Source organism: Allorhizobium sp. Av2, assembly GCF_021462805.2.
Lineage (GTDB): Bacteria > Pseudomonadota > Alphaproteobacteria > Rhizobiales > Rhizobiaceae > Allorhizobium > Allorhizobium vitis_G.
The window spans coordinates 32,955-47,173 of sequence record NZ_CP192697.1; the positions used below are offsets into that span (position 1 = coordinate 32,955).

At 56.6% G+C, this 14,219-nt stretch carries 16 protein-coding genes, 1 pseudogene and 1 riboswitch; of the genes and pseudogenes, 11 read left to right on the plus strand and 6 right to left on the minus strand.

Annotated elements, in window-relative coordinates; genetic code table 11:
• The first annotated feature begins 7 nt into the window (after positions 1-7).
• From FS819_RS18190 to FS819_RS18200, 3 genes and pseudogenes are all read left to right on the plus strand, one after another.
• Entirely contained in the window at positions 8-946 is a 939-nt protein-coding gene (locus FS819_RS18190) for an AAA family ATPase (RefSeq protein WP_156549724.1), read from the plus strand.
• A gap of 29 nt (positions 947-975) precedes the next feature.
• Positions 976-1,275 (plus strand): annotated as a pseudogene (locus FS819_RS18195) (hypothetical protein); the annotation flags it as partial.
• A gap of 132 nt (positions 1,276-1,407) precedes the next feature.
• On the plus strand, positions 1,408-1,842 hold the full coding sequence (locus FS819_RS18200; protein ID WP_234889356.1) for a hypothetical protein: 435 nt from the start codon (positions 1,408-1,410) through the stop codon (positions 1,840-1,842).
• 291 nt (positions 1,843-2,133) lie between these two features.
• Here the strand turns inward: FS819_RS18200 and FS819_RS18205 are convergent, their stop codons facing one another.
• Positions 2,134-2,958 (minus strand): bifunctional allantoicase/(S)-ureidoglycine aminohydrolase, encoded by an 825-nt coding sequence (locus FS819_RS18205; protein ID WP_156549726.1) that lies wholly within the window; start codon positions 2,956-2,958, stop codon positions 2,134-2,136.
• A 458-nt stretch (positions 2,959-3,416) separates the two neighbouring features.
• On the opposite strand from FS819_RS18205, the gene FS819_RS18210 reads away from it, so the two are divergent.
• From FS819_RS18210 to FS819_RS18220, 3 genes are read left to right on the plus strand one after another with little or no spacing between them, the layout of a single operon-like run.
• Positions 3,417-3,722 carry a hypothetical protein gene (locus tag FS819_RS18210; RefSeq protein WP_156549729.1) on the plus strand — a complete coding sequence of 102 codons (306 nt, stop codon included), beginning with the start codon at positions 3,417-3,419 and terminating at the stop codon, positions 3,720-3,722.
• Positions 3,723-3,744: 22 nt separating this feature from the next.
• Positions 3,745-4,083, plus strand: a complete 339-nt coding sequence (locus FS819_RS18215; protein ID WP_197434123.1) for an ATPase inhibitor subunit zeta — start codon at positions 3,745-3,747, stop codon at positions 4,081-4,083.
• A gap of 4 nt (positions 4,084-4,087) precedes the next feature.
• Complete coding sequence (locus FS819_RS18220; RefSeq protein WP_197434124.1) at positions 4,088-4,723, plus strand: exopolysaccharide biosynthesis protein; 636 nt, start codon at positions 4,088-4,090, stop codon at positions 4,721-4,723.
• A 30-nt stretch (positions 4,724-4,753) separates the two neighbouring features.
• On the opposite strand, the gene FS819_RS18225 is transcribed toward FS819_RS18220, so the two are convergent.
• A complete protein-coding gene (locus tag FS819_RS18225; RefSeq protein WP_156549735.1) occupies positions 4,754-5,221 on the minus strand; it encodes an Lrp/AsnC family transcriptional regulator in 468 nt (155 codons plus the stop codon).
• Between the two features lie 161 nt (positions 5,222-5,382).
• Here FS819_RS18225 and FS819_RS18230 point away from each other — a divergent pair, with 161 nt between their 5' ends.
• From FS819_RS18230 to FS819_RS18250, 5 genes are read left to right on the plus strand one after another with little or no spacing between them, the layout of a single operon-like run.
• Entirely contained in the window at positions 5,383-6,162 is a 780-nt protein-coding gene (locus FS819_RS18230; protein WP_156549737.1) for an ABC transporter ATP-binding protein, read from the plus strand.
• 44 nt (positions 6,163-6,206) lie between these two features.
• Positions 6,207-6,977, plus strand: coding sequence for a transporter substrate-binding domain-containing protein (locus FS819_RS18235; protein WP_156549739.1), 771 nt, complete (start codon positions 6,207-6,209; stop codon positions 6,975-6,977).
• A 16-nt stretch (positions 6,978-6,993) separates the two neighbouring features.
• Positions 6,994-7,716, plus strand: coding sequence for an ABC transporter permease (locus FS819_RS18240; RefSeq protein ID WP_156549741.1), 723 nt, complete (start codon positions 6,994-6,996; stop codon positions 7,714-7,716).
• An 8-nt stretch (positions 7,717-7,724) separates the two neighbouring features.
• Positions 7,725-8,414: an ABC transporter permease gene (locus FS819_RS18245; RefSeq protein WP_156549743.1), complete on the plus strand. Its 690-nt coding sequence runs from the start codon at positions 7,725-7,727 to the stop codon at positions 8,412-8,414.
• Between the two features lie 17 nt (positions 8,415-8,431).
• A complete protein-coding gene (locus tag FS819_RS18250; protein ID WP_156549745.1) occupies positions 8,432-9,337 on the plus strand; it encodes a homocysteine S-methyltransferase family protein in 906 nt (301 codons plus the stop codon).
• Positions 9,338-9,346: 9 nt separating this feature from the next.
• On the opposite strand, the gene FS819_RS18255 is transcribed toward FS819_RS18250, so the two are convergent.
• The 4 genes from FS819_RS18255 to FS819_RS18270 all read right to left on the minus strand — a co-directional run bounded on the left by FS819_RS18255 (position 9,347) and on the right by FS819_RS18270 (position 14,132).
• Entirely contained in the window at positions 9,347-10,348 is a 1,002-nt protein-coding gene (locus tag FS819_RS18255) for a FecCD family ABC transporter permease (RefSeq protein ID WP_234624693.1), read from the minus strand.
• 27 nt (positions 10,349-10,375) lie between these two features.
• On the minus strand, positions 10,376-11,335 hold the full coding sequence (locus tag FS819_RS18260) for an ABC transporter substrate-binding protein (protein ID WP_156549747.1): 960 nt from the start codon (positions 11,333-11,335) through the stop codon (positions 10,376-10,378).
• Positions 11,336-11,357: 22 nt separating this feature from the next.
• Positions 11,358-12,158, minus strand: a complete 801-nt coding sequence (locus FS819_RS18265; protein WP_197434125.1) for an ABC transporter ATP-binding protein — start codon at positions 12,156-12,158, stop codon at positions 11,358-11,360.
• A gap of 135 nt (positions 12,159-12,293) precedes the next feature.
• Positions 12,294-12,509, minus strand: a riboswitch (cobalamin riboswitch).
• Between the two features lie 186 nt (positions 12,510-12,695).
• Positions 12,696-14,132 (minus strand): amidohydrolase, encoded by a 1,437-nt coding sequence (locus tag FS819_RS18270; protein ID WP_156549749.1) that lies wholly within the window; start codon positions 14,130-14,132, stop codon positions 12,696-12,698.
• Between the last annotated feature and the right edge of the window lie 87 nt (positions 14,133-14,219).

Below are 14,219 nucleotides of genomic sequence, written 5' to 3' on the forward strand. Positions count from 1 at the left end.
AGGCATCATGATTCCCGTGCCGACAGACATGGTTTTCGAAACACCGGAAGACAGGGAGCGCGCAAGTCGCCTTCCCATCCCAACGCGCCAGCATCTTATCAAGTACCTGAGGATCCCGTATCGTACCTATAACCTCGGCCTGGCGATGATCGCGACTCTACACCGTCCAGCCGACCACGGCACTCCCAACCTGGGGGTCGTCGGCGGGCTGTTGGGGGAGTCGGGTTCTGGGAAGACTGTCATCTGCGAGGCGTACGCGAACAGATACCCGCCTCGGGACGGCGATGTCGGCATGGAATTCCCGGTCCTTCATATCAGCGCCTCCCTTGGCATGAACCGTGAACGGTTGGGAAACAAGATCAAACGGGCGACTTCCTCTCCCCATCGAATTCTGTCCCGGGAGGATCCCTTCGATTGGTCTGTAGAGCGGGTGCTCAAATGCAAGACAGAGCATCTGATCCTGGACGACGCACAATTCATGTTCTTCAACCAGAGATCCTCACAACTGGCTGCCGAGATGTATGGGTTCGTGAAGGACGTCGTTGACACCCGGATGGTCACCATTCTGCTTGTAGGCGAACCCGATATCGACAAGTTCGTGTATGACATCCCGGCCTTCGTGCGGCGGGCCTACCGCTCCGAGACCCTGAAACCGCTGACGAGCAGTCCGCAGGAGCTGGAGTTTTTCGGCGACGTGCTGAGAAGCATCGACAAGCGCCTCCCGTTCTCCGCGCCCAGTCGCCTGGAGAATTATCGGGAGCATTTCCACAGATATAGTGGCGGGCAGATCGGCCGGGTGATGAACATCGTGGAGGCCGCTGGCTATCTCGCCCTCAATGATCTGTCCGCCTGCATTCTGGTCGAGCATCTGCGCGAGGCAGTCCGAACGAGGATCAGACCCGGCGACGACATCGACTACTTCGGCTACAAGGCAGGGCGAAATTGAGCGGCCGCCCATTCACGTTCTGGCGGGTTTTGCCCTTAATTGGCGAACCCGCCAGCAGCTACTTCAGCCGTCTGGTTATAGACGAATGCAATCATCTGCCTGAGATGTACGCATCCGAGGTTGGTGTCGACACGATCTTCAAGTCGGAAGAATTGCTCGAGCGGATCTTTCGACTGCCGATTTCCGAAGCGGACAAGGAGAGGCTCCGACACTGGACGCCCGTCGAGCGAAATGGCCGGATTTTCCTCGCTGGGCAGACGTTCCGACGGAATGAGTTCCGATGGGCGCGTCGGCTTGAGTGTCGACATTGTATTGCCGAGGTTCCATACCACCGGGTGTGGTGGCATCTCGAATTCTTCAGGATGTGTCCAGTTCACCAATGCTCCCTGGAACCTATCCGACATGGCCAGAGATCGATCGGTCGATGGTGGCCACGCTATAGCCATGCGGCATCGGAAAGGTTGCCTCATGTCGAGTTGGGCGACGGAGAGGACACGCTCGAATCCTATGTCATCCGGCACCTGATCAACCGTGATGGTCACTCATCGGAAAGGGAGGTCGGTGACTTCATCGAGACTGCCGAAGTCGTAGGACGGCTGATCGGGAACCCTAGACAACCCACTGTTCCGCCATTTTCAAAAGCCGATCTTGATCTCGGTTACCGTGTTCTCAACGGCGGCCCATCATCCATTATCGAACACTTTCGCGCTTGGATGCAGGCCAATCCTCCACCGCCGTTCGCGTACCGCATCCGTGATCTCGCTGGCTGGGCGGATGAGTATCTTCTCAGTCAAGACCGCAATCTTGATCCAGAGGTCGATGATGTCGCGAACCAGCTTCTTCTCGATGTTGCCGACATCATCAGAGTGGAATGCGAGCGCGTATTAGGCCGCTAGTCGGCTCCAAATTTCCAAAGCATTGACGTAGCTATCAGACCGTTGTCTCCTCGTAGGAGGCGCTGTGCAACTGCTGATTCTGGCCCCGAAATCCAGTCCAATATTATGGCTGCAACCCGCTGTTCGATCCAGGAATATGCTCCCATGGATCCAAAATCATCCATCCAGCCGGGGCAGGTTTCGCAAGAAATTCAATCGTGCCTAGTCCAAAATTGTCAGGCGAAGCTCAGAAATGCGAAGGAAGATGCATCCCTCGCATTTCGATTTTTCCCAGGGATGAACTGAGCTGGCTCAAGGCCACAAACGGGCGTGTCTGTTGACATCCTTGTAAAGCAGATAGCGGAACCTGCCGGGACCGCCGGCGTAGCAGGCTTGTGGGCAGAAGGCGCGCAACCACATGAAGTCACCGGCCTCCACCTCGACCCAGTCGTCGTTCAGTCGGTAGACGGCTTTGCCTTCCAGGACATAGAGGCCGTGTTCCATCACATGGGTTTCCATGAACGGAATGATGCCGCCAGGTTGGAAGCTGACGATATTCAGGTGGAAGTCATAGCGTATATCATTTGGATCGATGAACCGGGTTGTCCCCCAGGCGCCGCCGGTGTTCGGCATCATGGCAATCTCATGCTCGTCTTCATGGGTGAAGATTGCTGGTGGTGGCTCCAATCCGTCTACCGGTTGGAATGTCTTGCGAACCCAATGGAATTTTGTCGGAGCATCGCTGGTGTTGAGAACTTTCCACGTCGACCCGGCCGGCAGAAAAGCGAAAGACCCGGCACGAAGATTATGCGCAGTTGAACCAAGTGTAAGCGTGAACGCACCTTCGACAACGAAAATGGCTGCTTGCGCATTGGCATCCGGTTCCGGTCGCGTGCTGCCCCCTCCCGGTTGGATTTCCATCACGTATTGCGAAAAGGTTTCGGAAAATCCAGTCATGGGTCTGGCGATAATCCAGGCGCGGGTCTTTTCCCAATGCGGAAGAAGACTGGTGACGATGTCGCTCATCACGCCCTTTGGAATGACGGCATAGGCGGTTTTGAAAACGGCCTTGCCAGAAAGCAACTGGGTTTGAGGCGGCAGGCCCCCGTAATTGGTGAAGTAGCTGTTTTCGGTCATGCGATGCGGCCTCGGCTTTGCTTCGGATGGTTTCCTTTGTCTTGTATCGCATAAACGCATCAACAGGAATCGCGACGCGCTGCCTTTTTCAAATGAAAACAGGCTTTGCACGATATAGGTCTTGGATAACTGTCCATTTTCAGACTGAAAATTCCATGAAATCGCCGAATCTGCGCCTTGAAACAGTCGGCTTACGGCGCCATCTTCAGGTCAACCCGTGGTCCGGGCCCCTCTGGCAGCAGCCGCCGGCGCTTCTGCGATGTCGGACCGTTTTCGACACCTGCGCCGGCATAGGATTGTAGCCATGCTCTTGGTTTTGCCAGCTGGTTCACCCGCTTATTTTCATTTCAATTGCTTGTCATCGATGGCGATAAACATGTCATACCGCGCCGGGCGTGACTGCCGTTACCGTACCCCCGCCCCTAAGCTTTTGAATATCGTGCGCTAGGAGCAGGGTTGTGTTTACGGAAATCTTTGCGACTCTGATCAGCTTTTTTCTTATCGACCCGATAGAGGCGGATCTTCGCAGTCGCCTGGCGTCGATGAATGCATCGGCAAGTACAATAGAACAGGCGCAAACATGCGTGAGAGATTCAGCTCCGAAATTATTACAACAGGCACTTAATAACCCAAGCTGGGCTGTTCGCTCTGGCTTACAGATTTCTTTGGGCTGGACTACGCCGGTTGCGGTTGTTTCGGAAATTTCACCGGAGTGTCGAAATGCCCTCTCATTGCTTGGATCTGAGACCGGCGGCGATGTATAGACGATTTGAACAAGGACAAGTTATGACAAAACTTCACGACAGAGGACATGCGATGGTTCAGAGCGTTTCAGGGGCGGATTGGTGCCCAAAGGACGATACTACCTTCACAATCCGTGCCCGTCGGAATGTTCTGGCTGGGTTCTGGGCCGGAGAGCGCCTGGGATTGCGCGGCCAGGATTTGGTGCTTTACGCCCAGGCGCTGCATGTAGAAGATCATCGATTGCCGGGTGATCTCGATCTTGTTGAAAAAATTCAAGCAGATTTCGCATCGGCTGAGTTGGCAATCAGCACAGCCGATATTCACCTTGTGCTGCGCGCGTCGCATCAGCAAGCGCTGCGGGATAGCGGTTGCACGGATTAATATGATGATGATGTCTCGACAGCACGGTCCTGCCGCAGGTGACGACGTTGTGCGGGGATCCGGCTTTCTACTGGAAGTGCTGGAAACTGCTCGTTTGCGTGGTGGTATTTCCATCGGTGAATTGATCGGTCGGCGGGGGCGCATTGGGATAGCCTTCACCTTGCTGGTGCTTTGCCTTCCTACGTTGGTTCCCCTGCCCGGTCCTTTCGGCATGGTTTTCGGCACCTGCTTGGCATTCGTTGCCGTGCAGATGTTGTATGGTGCGGACAGGATCTGGCTTCCGGGTTTCATTGCGCGGCGAACCGTTTCGCTCAAGGTGGTGGAAACAATGGTGCGGCTCGGACGGCCCTGGGTGTTGAAACTCGAGAGCTGGCTGATCGCCGGGCGACTCCCGTTTCTCACGGGCAAGACCGCGCGAATGGTCCTGGCACTGCCAATTCTCGTGTTGGCGGTGTTGATCTCCCTGCCAATTCCCTTTGGCAATACCGCTCCTGCGCTTGCAATCATCCTGATCGCTATCGCTCTTGCGGAGCGCGATGGCCTTGTGGTGATTTTTTCACTCTTCGTTGCCGCTGGCGCCGGTGTCGTGACCTATTATCTCGTCACCGCCGCTGGAAACCTGCTGACCTGGGCGTTTTAGCGGGTCTACCGGTGGCGAAGGAGATTGCCGCTATTTCACCATTGGTACGAAGAGTCCGAGCTTGATATCCCGCAGCACGACATTGGTATGCATTCGGCGTATTTGCGGGTTTTCGGCCATGATAAGGGCAGCGATATCGTCGTAATGCTCGACGTCACGGGCGGTGACGATTGCGATCAAATCGACCTGCCCGGTTACATAATAGACCTGCTGAATATGATCCTGCCGTTCCGACCAGGTGCGAAAGCGGGCGAGCGCATCGTAATTGTCGCGCTCAATCTCCATGCCGACGATAAATACCATAGGATGGCCGGTCATTTTGCGGTCAACCACCGCCACTTCGCTTTTGACGATCCCTTCTTCCCGCAGCCGTTTCAGGCGCCTTTGTACCGCCGATAGAGAAAGCCCGATCTGCTCGGCAATTATCTCTGCCTTCAGCTGACAATTTCTCTGAATGATATCGATGATCTGGCGATCGAACCGATCTAAGTGGTCCATGGGGATGATCCTCCGAGCCTGCAATTCATAATATTTTCTAGGGACTATCCGCTTTATGCAATGATTTTCTGCGGTAATTATGCAATCTGGTGCGAAATTGCGCGCATAAACTGCTTGAGTAAGCCATTATTGTGACAGACAATTTGAAGACTGGAGCCTGTATGACAGATGGCGGCGGTTTCGCCCTTGAGGTGGAAGACATCCACAAGAGCTTCGGCGCGCATGCGGTTCTGAAGGGCCTATCGTTGCGAGCGGCAAAAGGCGACGTTATTTCGATCATTGGGTCCTCCGGGTCTGGAAAAAGCACGTTTTTGCGCTGCATCAACTTTCTGGAAATGCCGAATCGAGGGCGTATCGTTGTCAATGGCGAAGAGGTTGCCATAAAGATGGGGCGGCGTGGTGAGCCACGGCCCGCCAGCTGGCGTCAGGTCGAGCGGTTGCGGACCGGACTTGGGATGGTGTTTCAAAATTTCAATCTCTGGGCGCATCGCACAGTTTTGGAGAATGTTATCGAAGCGCCGGTGCATGTGATGGGCGTCAAGCGCGCGGAAGCCATCGAACGTGCCGAAGCGTTGCTGCATAAGGTTGGTCTTTACGATAAGCGCGATGCCTATCCGGCTTTCCTCTCGGGCGGGCAGCAACAACGTGCGGCCATAGCGCGGGCGCTCTGCGTTGAACCTGCCGTCATGTTATTCGATGAGCCAACATCGGCGCTCGATCCGGAATTGGTCGGTGAGGTCCTGAAGGTCATTCGGGATCTGGCCGAGGAAGGCCGCACCATGCTGCTCGTCACCCATGAGATGCGCTTTGCCCGCGATGTTTCCAGCCATGTCCTGTTTCTGCATCAGGGCCGGATTGAGGAGCAGGGACCGCCTGAACAGGTCTTCGGCAATCCACTCAGCGCCCGCTGTCGAGAATTTACCGGGGGCATCGGCGCCTGACTGCATCTTTGAAAATTTTGAATTCAACCTGGAGAAAGCTTTCTATGAAATTCTTCCCGCTGCTGTTGGCCAGCGCTGCCTTTGCCTTTTCCGCTTTTTCGGCCCAGGCCGATGTGCGGTTTGGTGTGATGAATGAATCCTATCCGCCCTTCTTCGCCAAGGATGCGAGCGGCAAATGGCAGGGTTGGGAAATCGACCTGATGGATGCTGTTTGCGCTGAGATGAAGGAGAAATGCTCTATTGTCGAACTGTCCTGGGATGGGTTGATCCCGGCTTTGGGCGCCAAGAAGTTCGACGTGATCTGGTCTTCCATGTCGATTACCGATGAGCGCAAAAAGGTGATCGATTTCACCGATAAATATTACAATACCCCCAGCCGGCTGATCGGCGCGAAGGACATGAAGCCTGGCGCCAGCGCTGATGACGTCAAGGGCAAGACCATCGGTATTCAGGTATCCACCATTCAGTCTGAATATTACAAAAAGTATTTTTCCAAGGTGGCCTCGGAAAAGACCTATCAAACGCTGGATGAAGCCTTTCAGGACCTGTCCGCTGGACGGATCGATTACGTCTTCGGCGATTCCATCGTGCTCGACACTTTCGTCAAGAGTGATGCCGGCAAGGATTGCTGCGCCAATATGGGCGATGTCGCCGATGATGCCGCCGTGCTTGGTTCAGGCGTCGGTGGTGGTTTGCGCAAGGACGATACCGCTTTGAAGGCAAAGTTGAATGCGGCGCTGGCCGCTGTCCGGGCCAGCGGCAAATATGATGAGATCACCAAGAAATATTTCGATTTCAACATCTATGGTAAGTAAACGGAAACTTACGTAAATGGCAGTTTCCCCGAGCATATTCGATCTGCTTTCTCCCTATCCCCCCGGATGGGGCGGAACGCTGCTATGGGGTGCCGGGGCAACGCTTGTCATTTCGGCGGGCGCTTTTCTGATAGGGCTGGTGATTGGGATTGGTGGCGCTTTGGGCAAGCTGTCTGGCAACCGCCTGCTGCTCGGATTGCTCGATGTCTACACGACAGCGGTGCGCGCCGTGCCGGAACTGATCCTGATCGTCGGTCTTTATTATGCAGGCACTGATGGGCTTAACCGACTATTGCAGGCATTTGGGATGCCAATGGTTGAAGTCAATGGATTGATTGCGGCGATTGCGGTTCTGGGTGTGGTCCAAGGTGCTTACATGACTGAAGTGCTCAGGGGGGCTATCCTGGCGATCCCGGTTGGTCAAAGTGAGGCGGCAAAAGCCTTCGGCATGTCGCCGCTCCTGCGGTTTCGTAGGGTTACTTTGCCGGCGCTGCTGCCCAACGCCCTGCCCGGCCTTGCCAATTTGTGGATGACTGTCACCAAGGATAGCGCGCTTGTTGCCGTTGTCGGCTATCAGGAACTGGCGCTGGCGACCCGGCTGGCGGGGGCGAGTACCAAGCATTATTTCCTGTTTTTCCTGGCTGCCGCCCTGCTCTATCTCGCCATCACTCTCGTTTCCAACCTGTTCTTCAAGCTGATCGAGCGCCGGGTGCGGCGCGGTCAGCCGCTGCTGTCTTAGGAGATGTGATGGATTTCTCCTGGATAGGCAATTACTGGCCGTTGCTGCTTGCCGGAGCATGGCAAACCCTTGCATTGCTGGTAATTTCGGTCGTCCTCGGATTTGTAATGGCCATTGGCCTCGCCTTTGCGCAGGTCAGCGGCGGACCGGTGACGCGGGTCCTTGCGCGCAGCTATTCGACGTTTTTTCGCGGCACGCCGCTATTGATCCAGCTCTGGTTGCTTTATTACGGCGTCGGATCATTGCTGCCGATGATCCCGGGCATTCGTCAAAGTCTGATCTGGCCGCTGCTGCGGGAAGGATTTTTCTTTGCGGCGGTCAGTTTCACGCTCAATTACGCGGCTTATGAGGCCGAAGTTTTGCGCGGCGCATTGCTGGCCGTGCCCAAGGGTGAGCTTGAGGCGGGCCGTGCTTTCGGCATGGGACGCTTCACGCTCATTCGGCGTGTCTGGTTGCCGCGTGCTATCCGTATCGCCCTCCCCACCATCGCCGGGGAAGTGGTCATGCAGTTGAAGGCCACTCCCCTCGCCTTTACCGTGACGGTTATGGATCTCTATGCGGTTGCCTACAAGGTGCGCCAGGATACGCTGCTCGTCTATGAGCCGCTGATCGTCGTCACCCTCTTCTATCTCGCTCTTACCGCGATCATTGCCCGTTGCTTCCGGGTGGTCGAGGCGCAGGTTCCAATCCGGCGATAACCAACAGGACTATATGTATGACAAAGGTTCGTATTCTCGACGGCGGCATGAGCCGCGAACTTCTTCGGCTCGGTGCGGAGTTGAAGCAGCCGGAATGGTCGGCGCTCGCCCTTATCAATTCTCCTGACATCGTTCGCCAGGTGCATGCGGAATTCATTGCGGCCGGTGCGGATGTGGTGACAACCAACTCTTATGCATTGGTGCCGTTTCATATCGGCGAAGAGCGTTTCCAGAGCGAAGGCCCGTCGCTGATTGCGCTATCGGGGCAGTTGGCGCGGCAGGCGGCGGATGCTGGCGGACGAAAGGTGCTCGTGGCTGGTTCGTTGCCTCCGATCTTCGGTTCCTATGAGCCGCAGAATTTTGATCCATCGACGGTTGATGCCTATCTGGATGTGCTGGTTGCCAACCTTGCGCCCTTCGTCGATGTGTGGCTTGGAGAAACGCTCAGCCTGATTGCCGAAGGCGAAGCCGTTCAAAAAGCGGTTGCCGCAACAGGCAAGCCCTTCTGGATTTCGTTTACGCTGGCCGATGAAGCGGGACAGGACGCTGGAGGCGAGCCGAAGCTTCGCTCCGGCGAATTGGTTGAGGATGCGGCTCTTTGGGCGGCTGGCTCTGGCGCATCGGCGCTGCTGTTCAATTGCAGCAAGCCGGAAGTTATGAAGGCGGCCGTCGATGTGGCGGCCGCGACATTCAGGCAAAAAGGTGTTTTCCTGGACATCGGTGTCTATGCCAATGCCTTTGAAGGCGAGCAGGGGGAGGCTGCGGCGAATGAAGGCCTGCATGAGACCCGCGCCGACCTGACCGATGATGCCTATTGCCGCTTTGCATGCGATTGGGCTGACGCGGGTGCAACGATGATTGGTGGGTGCTGCGGCATTGGCGCGGCGCATATACACCAATTGGCGAAGGCTCTGTCTGCCTAGTCTCGCCGTCTATGCGCCGGGTCGGGCCTTGCGCATGATCCAGAGAAAGGCGAGGCATCCGGCAAGACCTGTGACGATGCCAATCGGCATGTCCTCCGGTGCAACGGCCAGTCTTGCGACGAGATCGGCGAGGATCAGCACCAATGCGCCCGTCAGCGCCGAGAGCGGCAGGACGCGGACATTGTCTGATCCTGCCAGTGCTCGCACCATATGGGGAACCATGAGGCCGACAAAGCCGATGGCACCTGAAAAAGCGACCATTGTCCCTGTTATCAGTGCCGAGATCACAAATAGCGTCAGGCGAAACCGAGCGACGGGTACGCCCAGGGTCGCCGCCGTCTCATCTCCCATGGCCAAGGCATTCAGCAAGCGCGCATTGGGCAGGAGATAGCAAAGTCCACCAGCGAGCACGGCGGCGGGATAAATCAGATGCTGCCATTGGGCAAGGCCAAGCCCACCCAACATCCAGAAGGTTACGGTTTGGGTGGCGCGGGGATCTCCGAGAAAGACCAGCAGATTCCCAAGCCCGGTGAAGAAAAATCCGACAATCACGCCCGACAGCACCAGCCGGTCGGCCTGAAGGCTACGGGTCAATCCCGCCACCAGTCCCACCGTGGCGGTGGCGAGCAGCGCCCCGCCAAATGCGAAAAGCGGTACGGTCAGCAGTCCGAAGACCATGCCGGTATGCAGCAACGCGAGGATTGCACCGAAAGCGGCGCCAGAGGAGACGCCGAGCAGATGCGGATCGGCGAGTGGATTTCGGGTCGCTGGTTGCAGGACCGCCCCGGTTAGCGCCAGCCCAGCCCCGACAAGTCCACCGAGTAGCACGCGTGGAAATCGAACATCCCAGACGATGCTCACCCGCCCCGCTGGCCAATCCACCGGAAAACTTCCCGGGACCAGGTGATTGGCGAGGATCTTCCAGACGGTGGCAACAGGAATGGGAGCCGCACCCAGTGAAATACCGGCACTGACGACGACGATGATCGTCAGAACCAGCAGGATCGGCACACATATACGTCTAATGAAAGTCAAGACTTACAGACTTTGCGGATGAAAGGCTTGGGCCAGACGGGCGATGGCATCGATATTGCGCGGTCCCGGGGTTGCCTCGACATAGTCAAGCACAACGAAACGATCATTTTTCACAGCGTCGATATTCTGGAAGGCCGGGTTATGCTTCATATAATCGATCTTCTGCTGCGCGGTCACTTCGCCATAGTTAACGATGATAATCACCTGCGGATTCCGCTCGATCACCGGTTCCCATGACACTTCCGTCCAGCTTTTCTGCACGTCATCCATTATATTGACGCCGCCAGCGGCTTCGATCATCGCTGTCGGAATCCCGAAGCGGCCTGATGTGAACGGCTTTTGTTCACCGGAATCATAGACAAAAACGGTTGCGGGCTTGTCGGTTGGACTGATTTTGGCCTGGATTTTCGCCAATTGATGACGATAGCCTGCAACCAATGCCTCTGCCCTGTCTTGGACACGGAATATTCGCCCCAAGTTGATGAGGTCAACGAACATATCGTCCATGGTCGGCTTGGCCTTGGCCATGATATGAATGCAGCTTTCCGTCAGTTCATAGACCTTGATGCCCAATGGGCTGAGCGTATCCGGTGTCACCTCGCCGCCGACCTTCATGCCATAATTCCAGCCAGCGAAATAGAAATCCGCATTGGCATTGAGCAGGACTTCCTTGCTCGGATATTTCGGCGATAGTTCCGGCAATTGGCTGACGCCGTCGCGCAATTTTTCGTCCAGCGTCTTCCAGCCGGAGACCCCGGTATAGCCGACCATATGGTCCTGTAATTTCAGCGCCAGCATCATTTCGGTCAGGTTGACGTCATTGGAAACGGCGCGTTGCGGGGCTGTATCAAAGGTAACCTCACGGTTACAGCTCTTGACGGTCACGGGTTCCGCTGCGGCTGCGGTGAGATTGACTGCTGCAAGAAAGGTTGAGAGCACGAAAGTGAGAAGTACGTTTTTCATAAATGGTCCAATGGGTTGCGGATCAGGCACTGAGCGCGAAGGAAAAATTGCGGGTTGCGCCGCCATCCAGGCTGTGGACATGGGTTTGAACGGTGAAGGCTGCGGACAGATGGTCTGCGGTCAGGACATCGTGCGGACAGCCCTCGGCAATCATCTGTCCGTCCTTCAGGATAATTGCTCTCGTGGCAAAGCCTGCGGCAAGATTGATGTCATGCAGCGTGGTCACGATGGTGATGCCGAGACCACGCAGCAGATCGAGAATTTCCAACTGGTTGCGAATATCGAGATGGTTGGATGGCTCATCCAGAATGAGCAATTGCGGGTCTTGCGCCAGCGCCCTTGCGACGAGAACGCGTTGCTTTTCGCCGCCTGACAAAGTCGCAAAATCACGTCGCGCCAGATCGGTGACATGGAGGTGATCCATGGCATGCAGCGCTCTGGCTTTGTCGTCTCCGGTACCCTGCGACCTTTTCCATGCGCTTTTCTGCCAGGGAATTCGGCCCATCATGACGATATCTTCGACGGTAAAAGGGAAATCTGCCGGCATTTCCTGGACTACGACTGCGATCCGGCGGGCAACCGTCCGCGGATCGATTGTCCATAGATCCTGCCCGTCGAGCAGCACCCTGCCCTCACTGGGGCGCACGGCACGATAAAGGCAGCGCAGCAGCGATGTCTTGCCAGCTCCATTCGGGCCGATAATGGCCAGACGCTCACCAGCGGCAAGCGTAAAATCTACGTTTTTTATCAGAGATCGCGCGCCCGTTGGCCCATAGCTGAGCCCCCTCACCTCAAGCGAGGCACCATGACCATCACAGCTCATGCAGGAGCCTGCATCGGTAGACCGGACATCAGGCGTGCCGCGCCTCGGGCCGGATCGTCTGAACAAGGAAAGGATGGCCACGCCTCTCGGCGGACCTGAAGTCTTATCGCTGCCATCGGAACACCCCGTCCGTTGCGGTTGAACATCTAAATGGCAGGTCTCCTGGCTTGCGGGTCGCTGTTGGCCTGCGCCTTCCCGGCTTATCGCCAGTGGCATCGTGCAGGCCCACTCGCCGCTTACAGTTGCGGGGGCAGCCACGGTTTCGGTCCCTGTTGGGTAAGCCTCACCGTATTCCCTTTTCAGCCGCAGCCTTCTTTGCAAAGCCACAGCACCATTTGGATCTATCACTGACATGGGTTGCGGTTCCGCACAAGTCCGTTTTCAAACTATATCGATATCATGGTTTTGTTATAACGTTACATAAAGAACGTCAAGCTAAATACCTTGGATTTGTCCGGTCGGCTTGGTGCCACGCCGAACAAATCCGGGAAAGCTTTAAGGAGGCAGACCGTTGAAAGTGACCCTGGATACGGGTTCTTACTTACGGCCACCCATTTCAACGATTGGCGGTTCGGCGTCGGTAGGCAAGGGGCTTTGATAGGGCTGGCCCTTACGACGGGCGACGAGATCGGCAAGAGCAGCTTCGCGTAATTGTTCGCTTTCAAAGGCGGCGCGGCCCGTGGCGGCCATGACCTTTGCCGCCGCGATCATGCCCTTGTGCGCCAGCGGACTTTTCCCCTGCGTCACCAATTGCCAGGTATGGAACGGTGTGCCGATGGCGCAGGTTGGCCCATCGGCCTGGACGGTTGGCACCACCCAGCTGACATCGCCGACATCGGTTGACCCTGTCAGCAGCGGCGTGCGGTCATGGGCGGGCAGAATGAAATCGGCAAGCGGGATATCGCGTTCCGGCAGCCCCTCGAAACGCCAGGGCGCCGACTTTTCTTCCGGCGTCAACACGGCGCGGATCGTTTCGGCAAAAGCTCGGTCCGCCGCATCAAAAGGTGGTGGGCCGAGTTCTTCCCAGGCCTCCTGCATGGCCGCCATCAGCGGACCATTGGTCAGCACGTTGGAAACGGCGCTGATCACCTGTGTTTCCAGCCGGGTCTCGGTCATCAATGCCGCGCCCTCGCCAATTTTCTTGACCCGCTCCACAAGGGTCTTCATGCCTTGCAGTTCCGGGGCGCGGATCAGATAGCGAACCTTGGCATAGGCCTGTACGACATTTGGCGAAATACCACCCGCATCGAGAATGGCGGCGTGTACGCGGCAATCGGATGGCATGTGTTCGCGCATATAATTGACGCCGACGCTCATCAGTTCCACCGCGTCGAGAGCGCTGCGCCCCAGATCGGGGTTTGATCCGGCATGGGCCGCCCTTCCCCGGAAAGTGAAATCGACACGGGAATTTGCAAGCGAGGTGGTGCGCTGTACGCCAGCGAAGGAATTCGGGTGCCAACTGATGGCGATATCGACGCCTTCGAACGCCCCTGCCCTGACCATAAAGGCCTTGGCGGCTCCGCCCTCTTCGGCTGGGCAACCATAATAGCGCACCCGACCGGGCAAGCCTTTTTCTTTCAACCAGTCTTTCAGGGCAGCGGCGGCCAAGAGAGCTGCGGAGCCGAGCAGGTTGTGGCCGCAGCCATGGCCGTTACCACCTGCGGCAATTGGCTTATGTTCAGCGACGCCCGCTTCCTGGCTGAGCCCGGACAGGGCATCATATTCGCCCAGAAACGCAATGATGGGACCGCCCTCCCCTGCTTCGCCCATCACGGCTGTTGGGATTCCGGCCAATTTTTCGCTGACGCGAAATCCCTCCGCCTTCAGCATGGCGACATGCTCTGCGACGGACGATTCTTCCATGTAGCAGGTTTCCGGCATGCCCCAGATCCGGTCGCTCAAGGCGATAAAGTCAGGCGTCTTGGTATCGATGATCGACCAAAGTGAGGCGGATGAATTGGGGGAAACGGTCATGGGGTACCTTTGACAATAAACACCCGCCAACCATAAAAGCTTGGCGCTCAGCAGCAAGCTTTTATCCGCTGTTTTACCAGGCAAGTC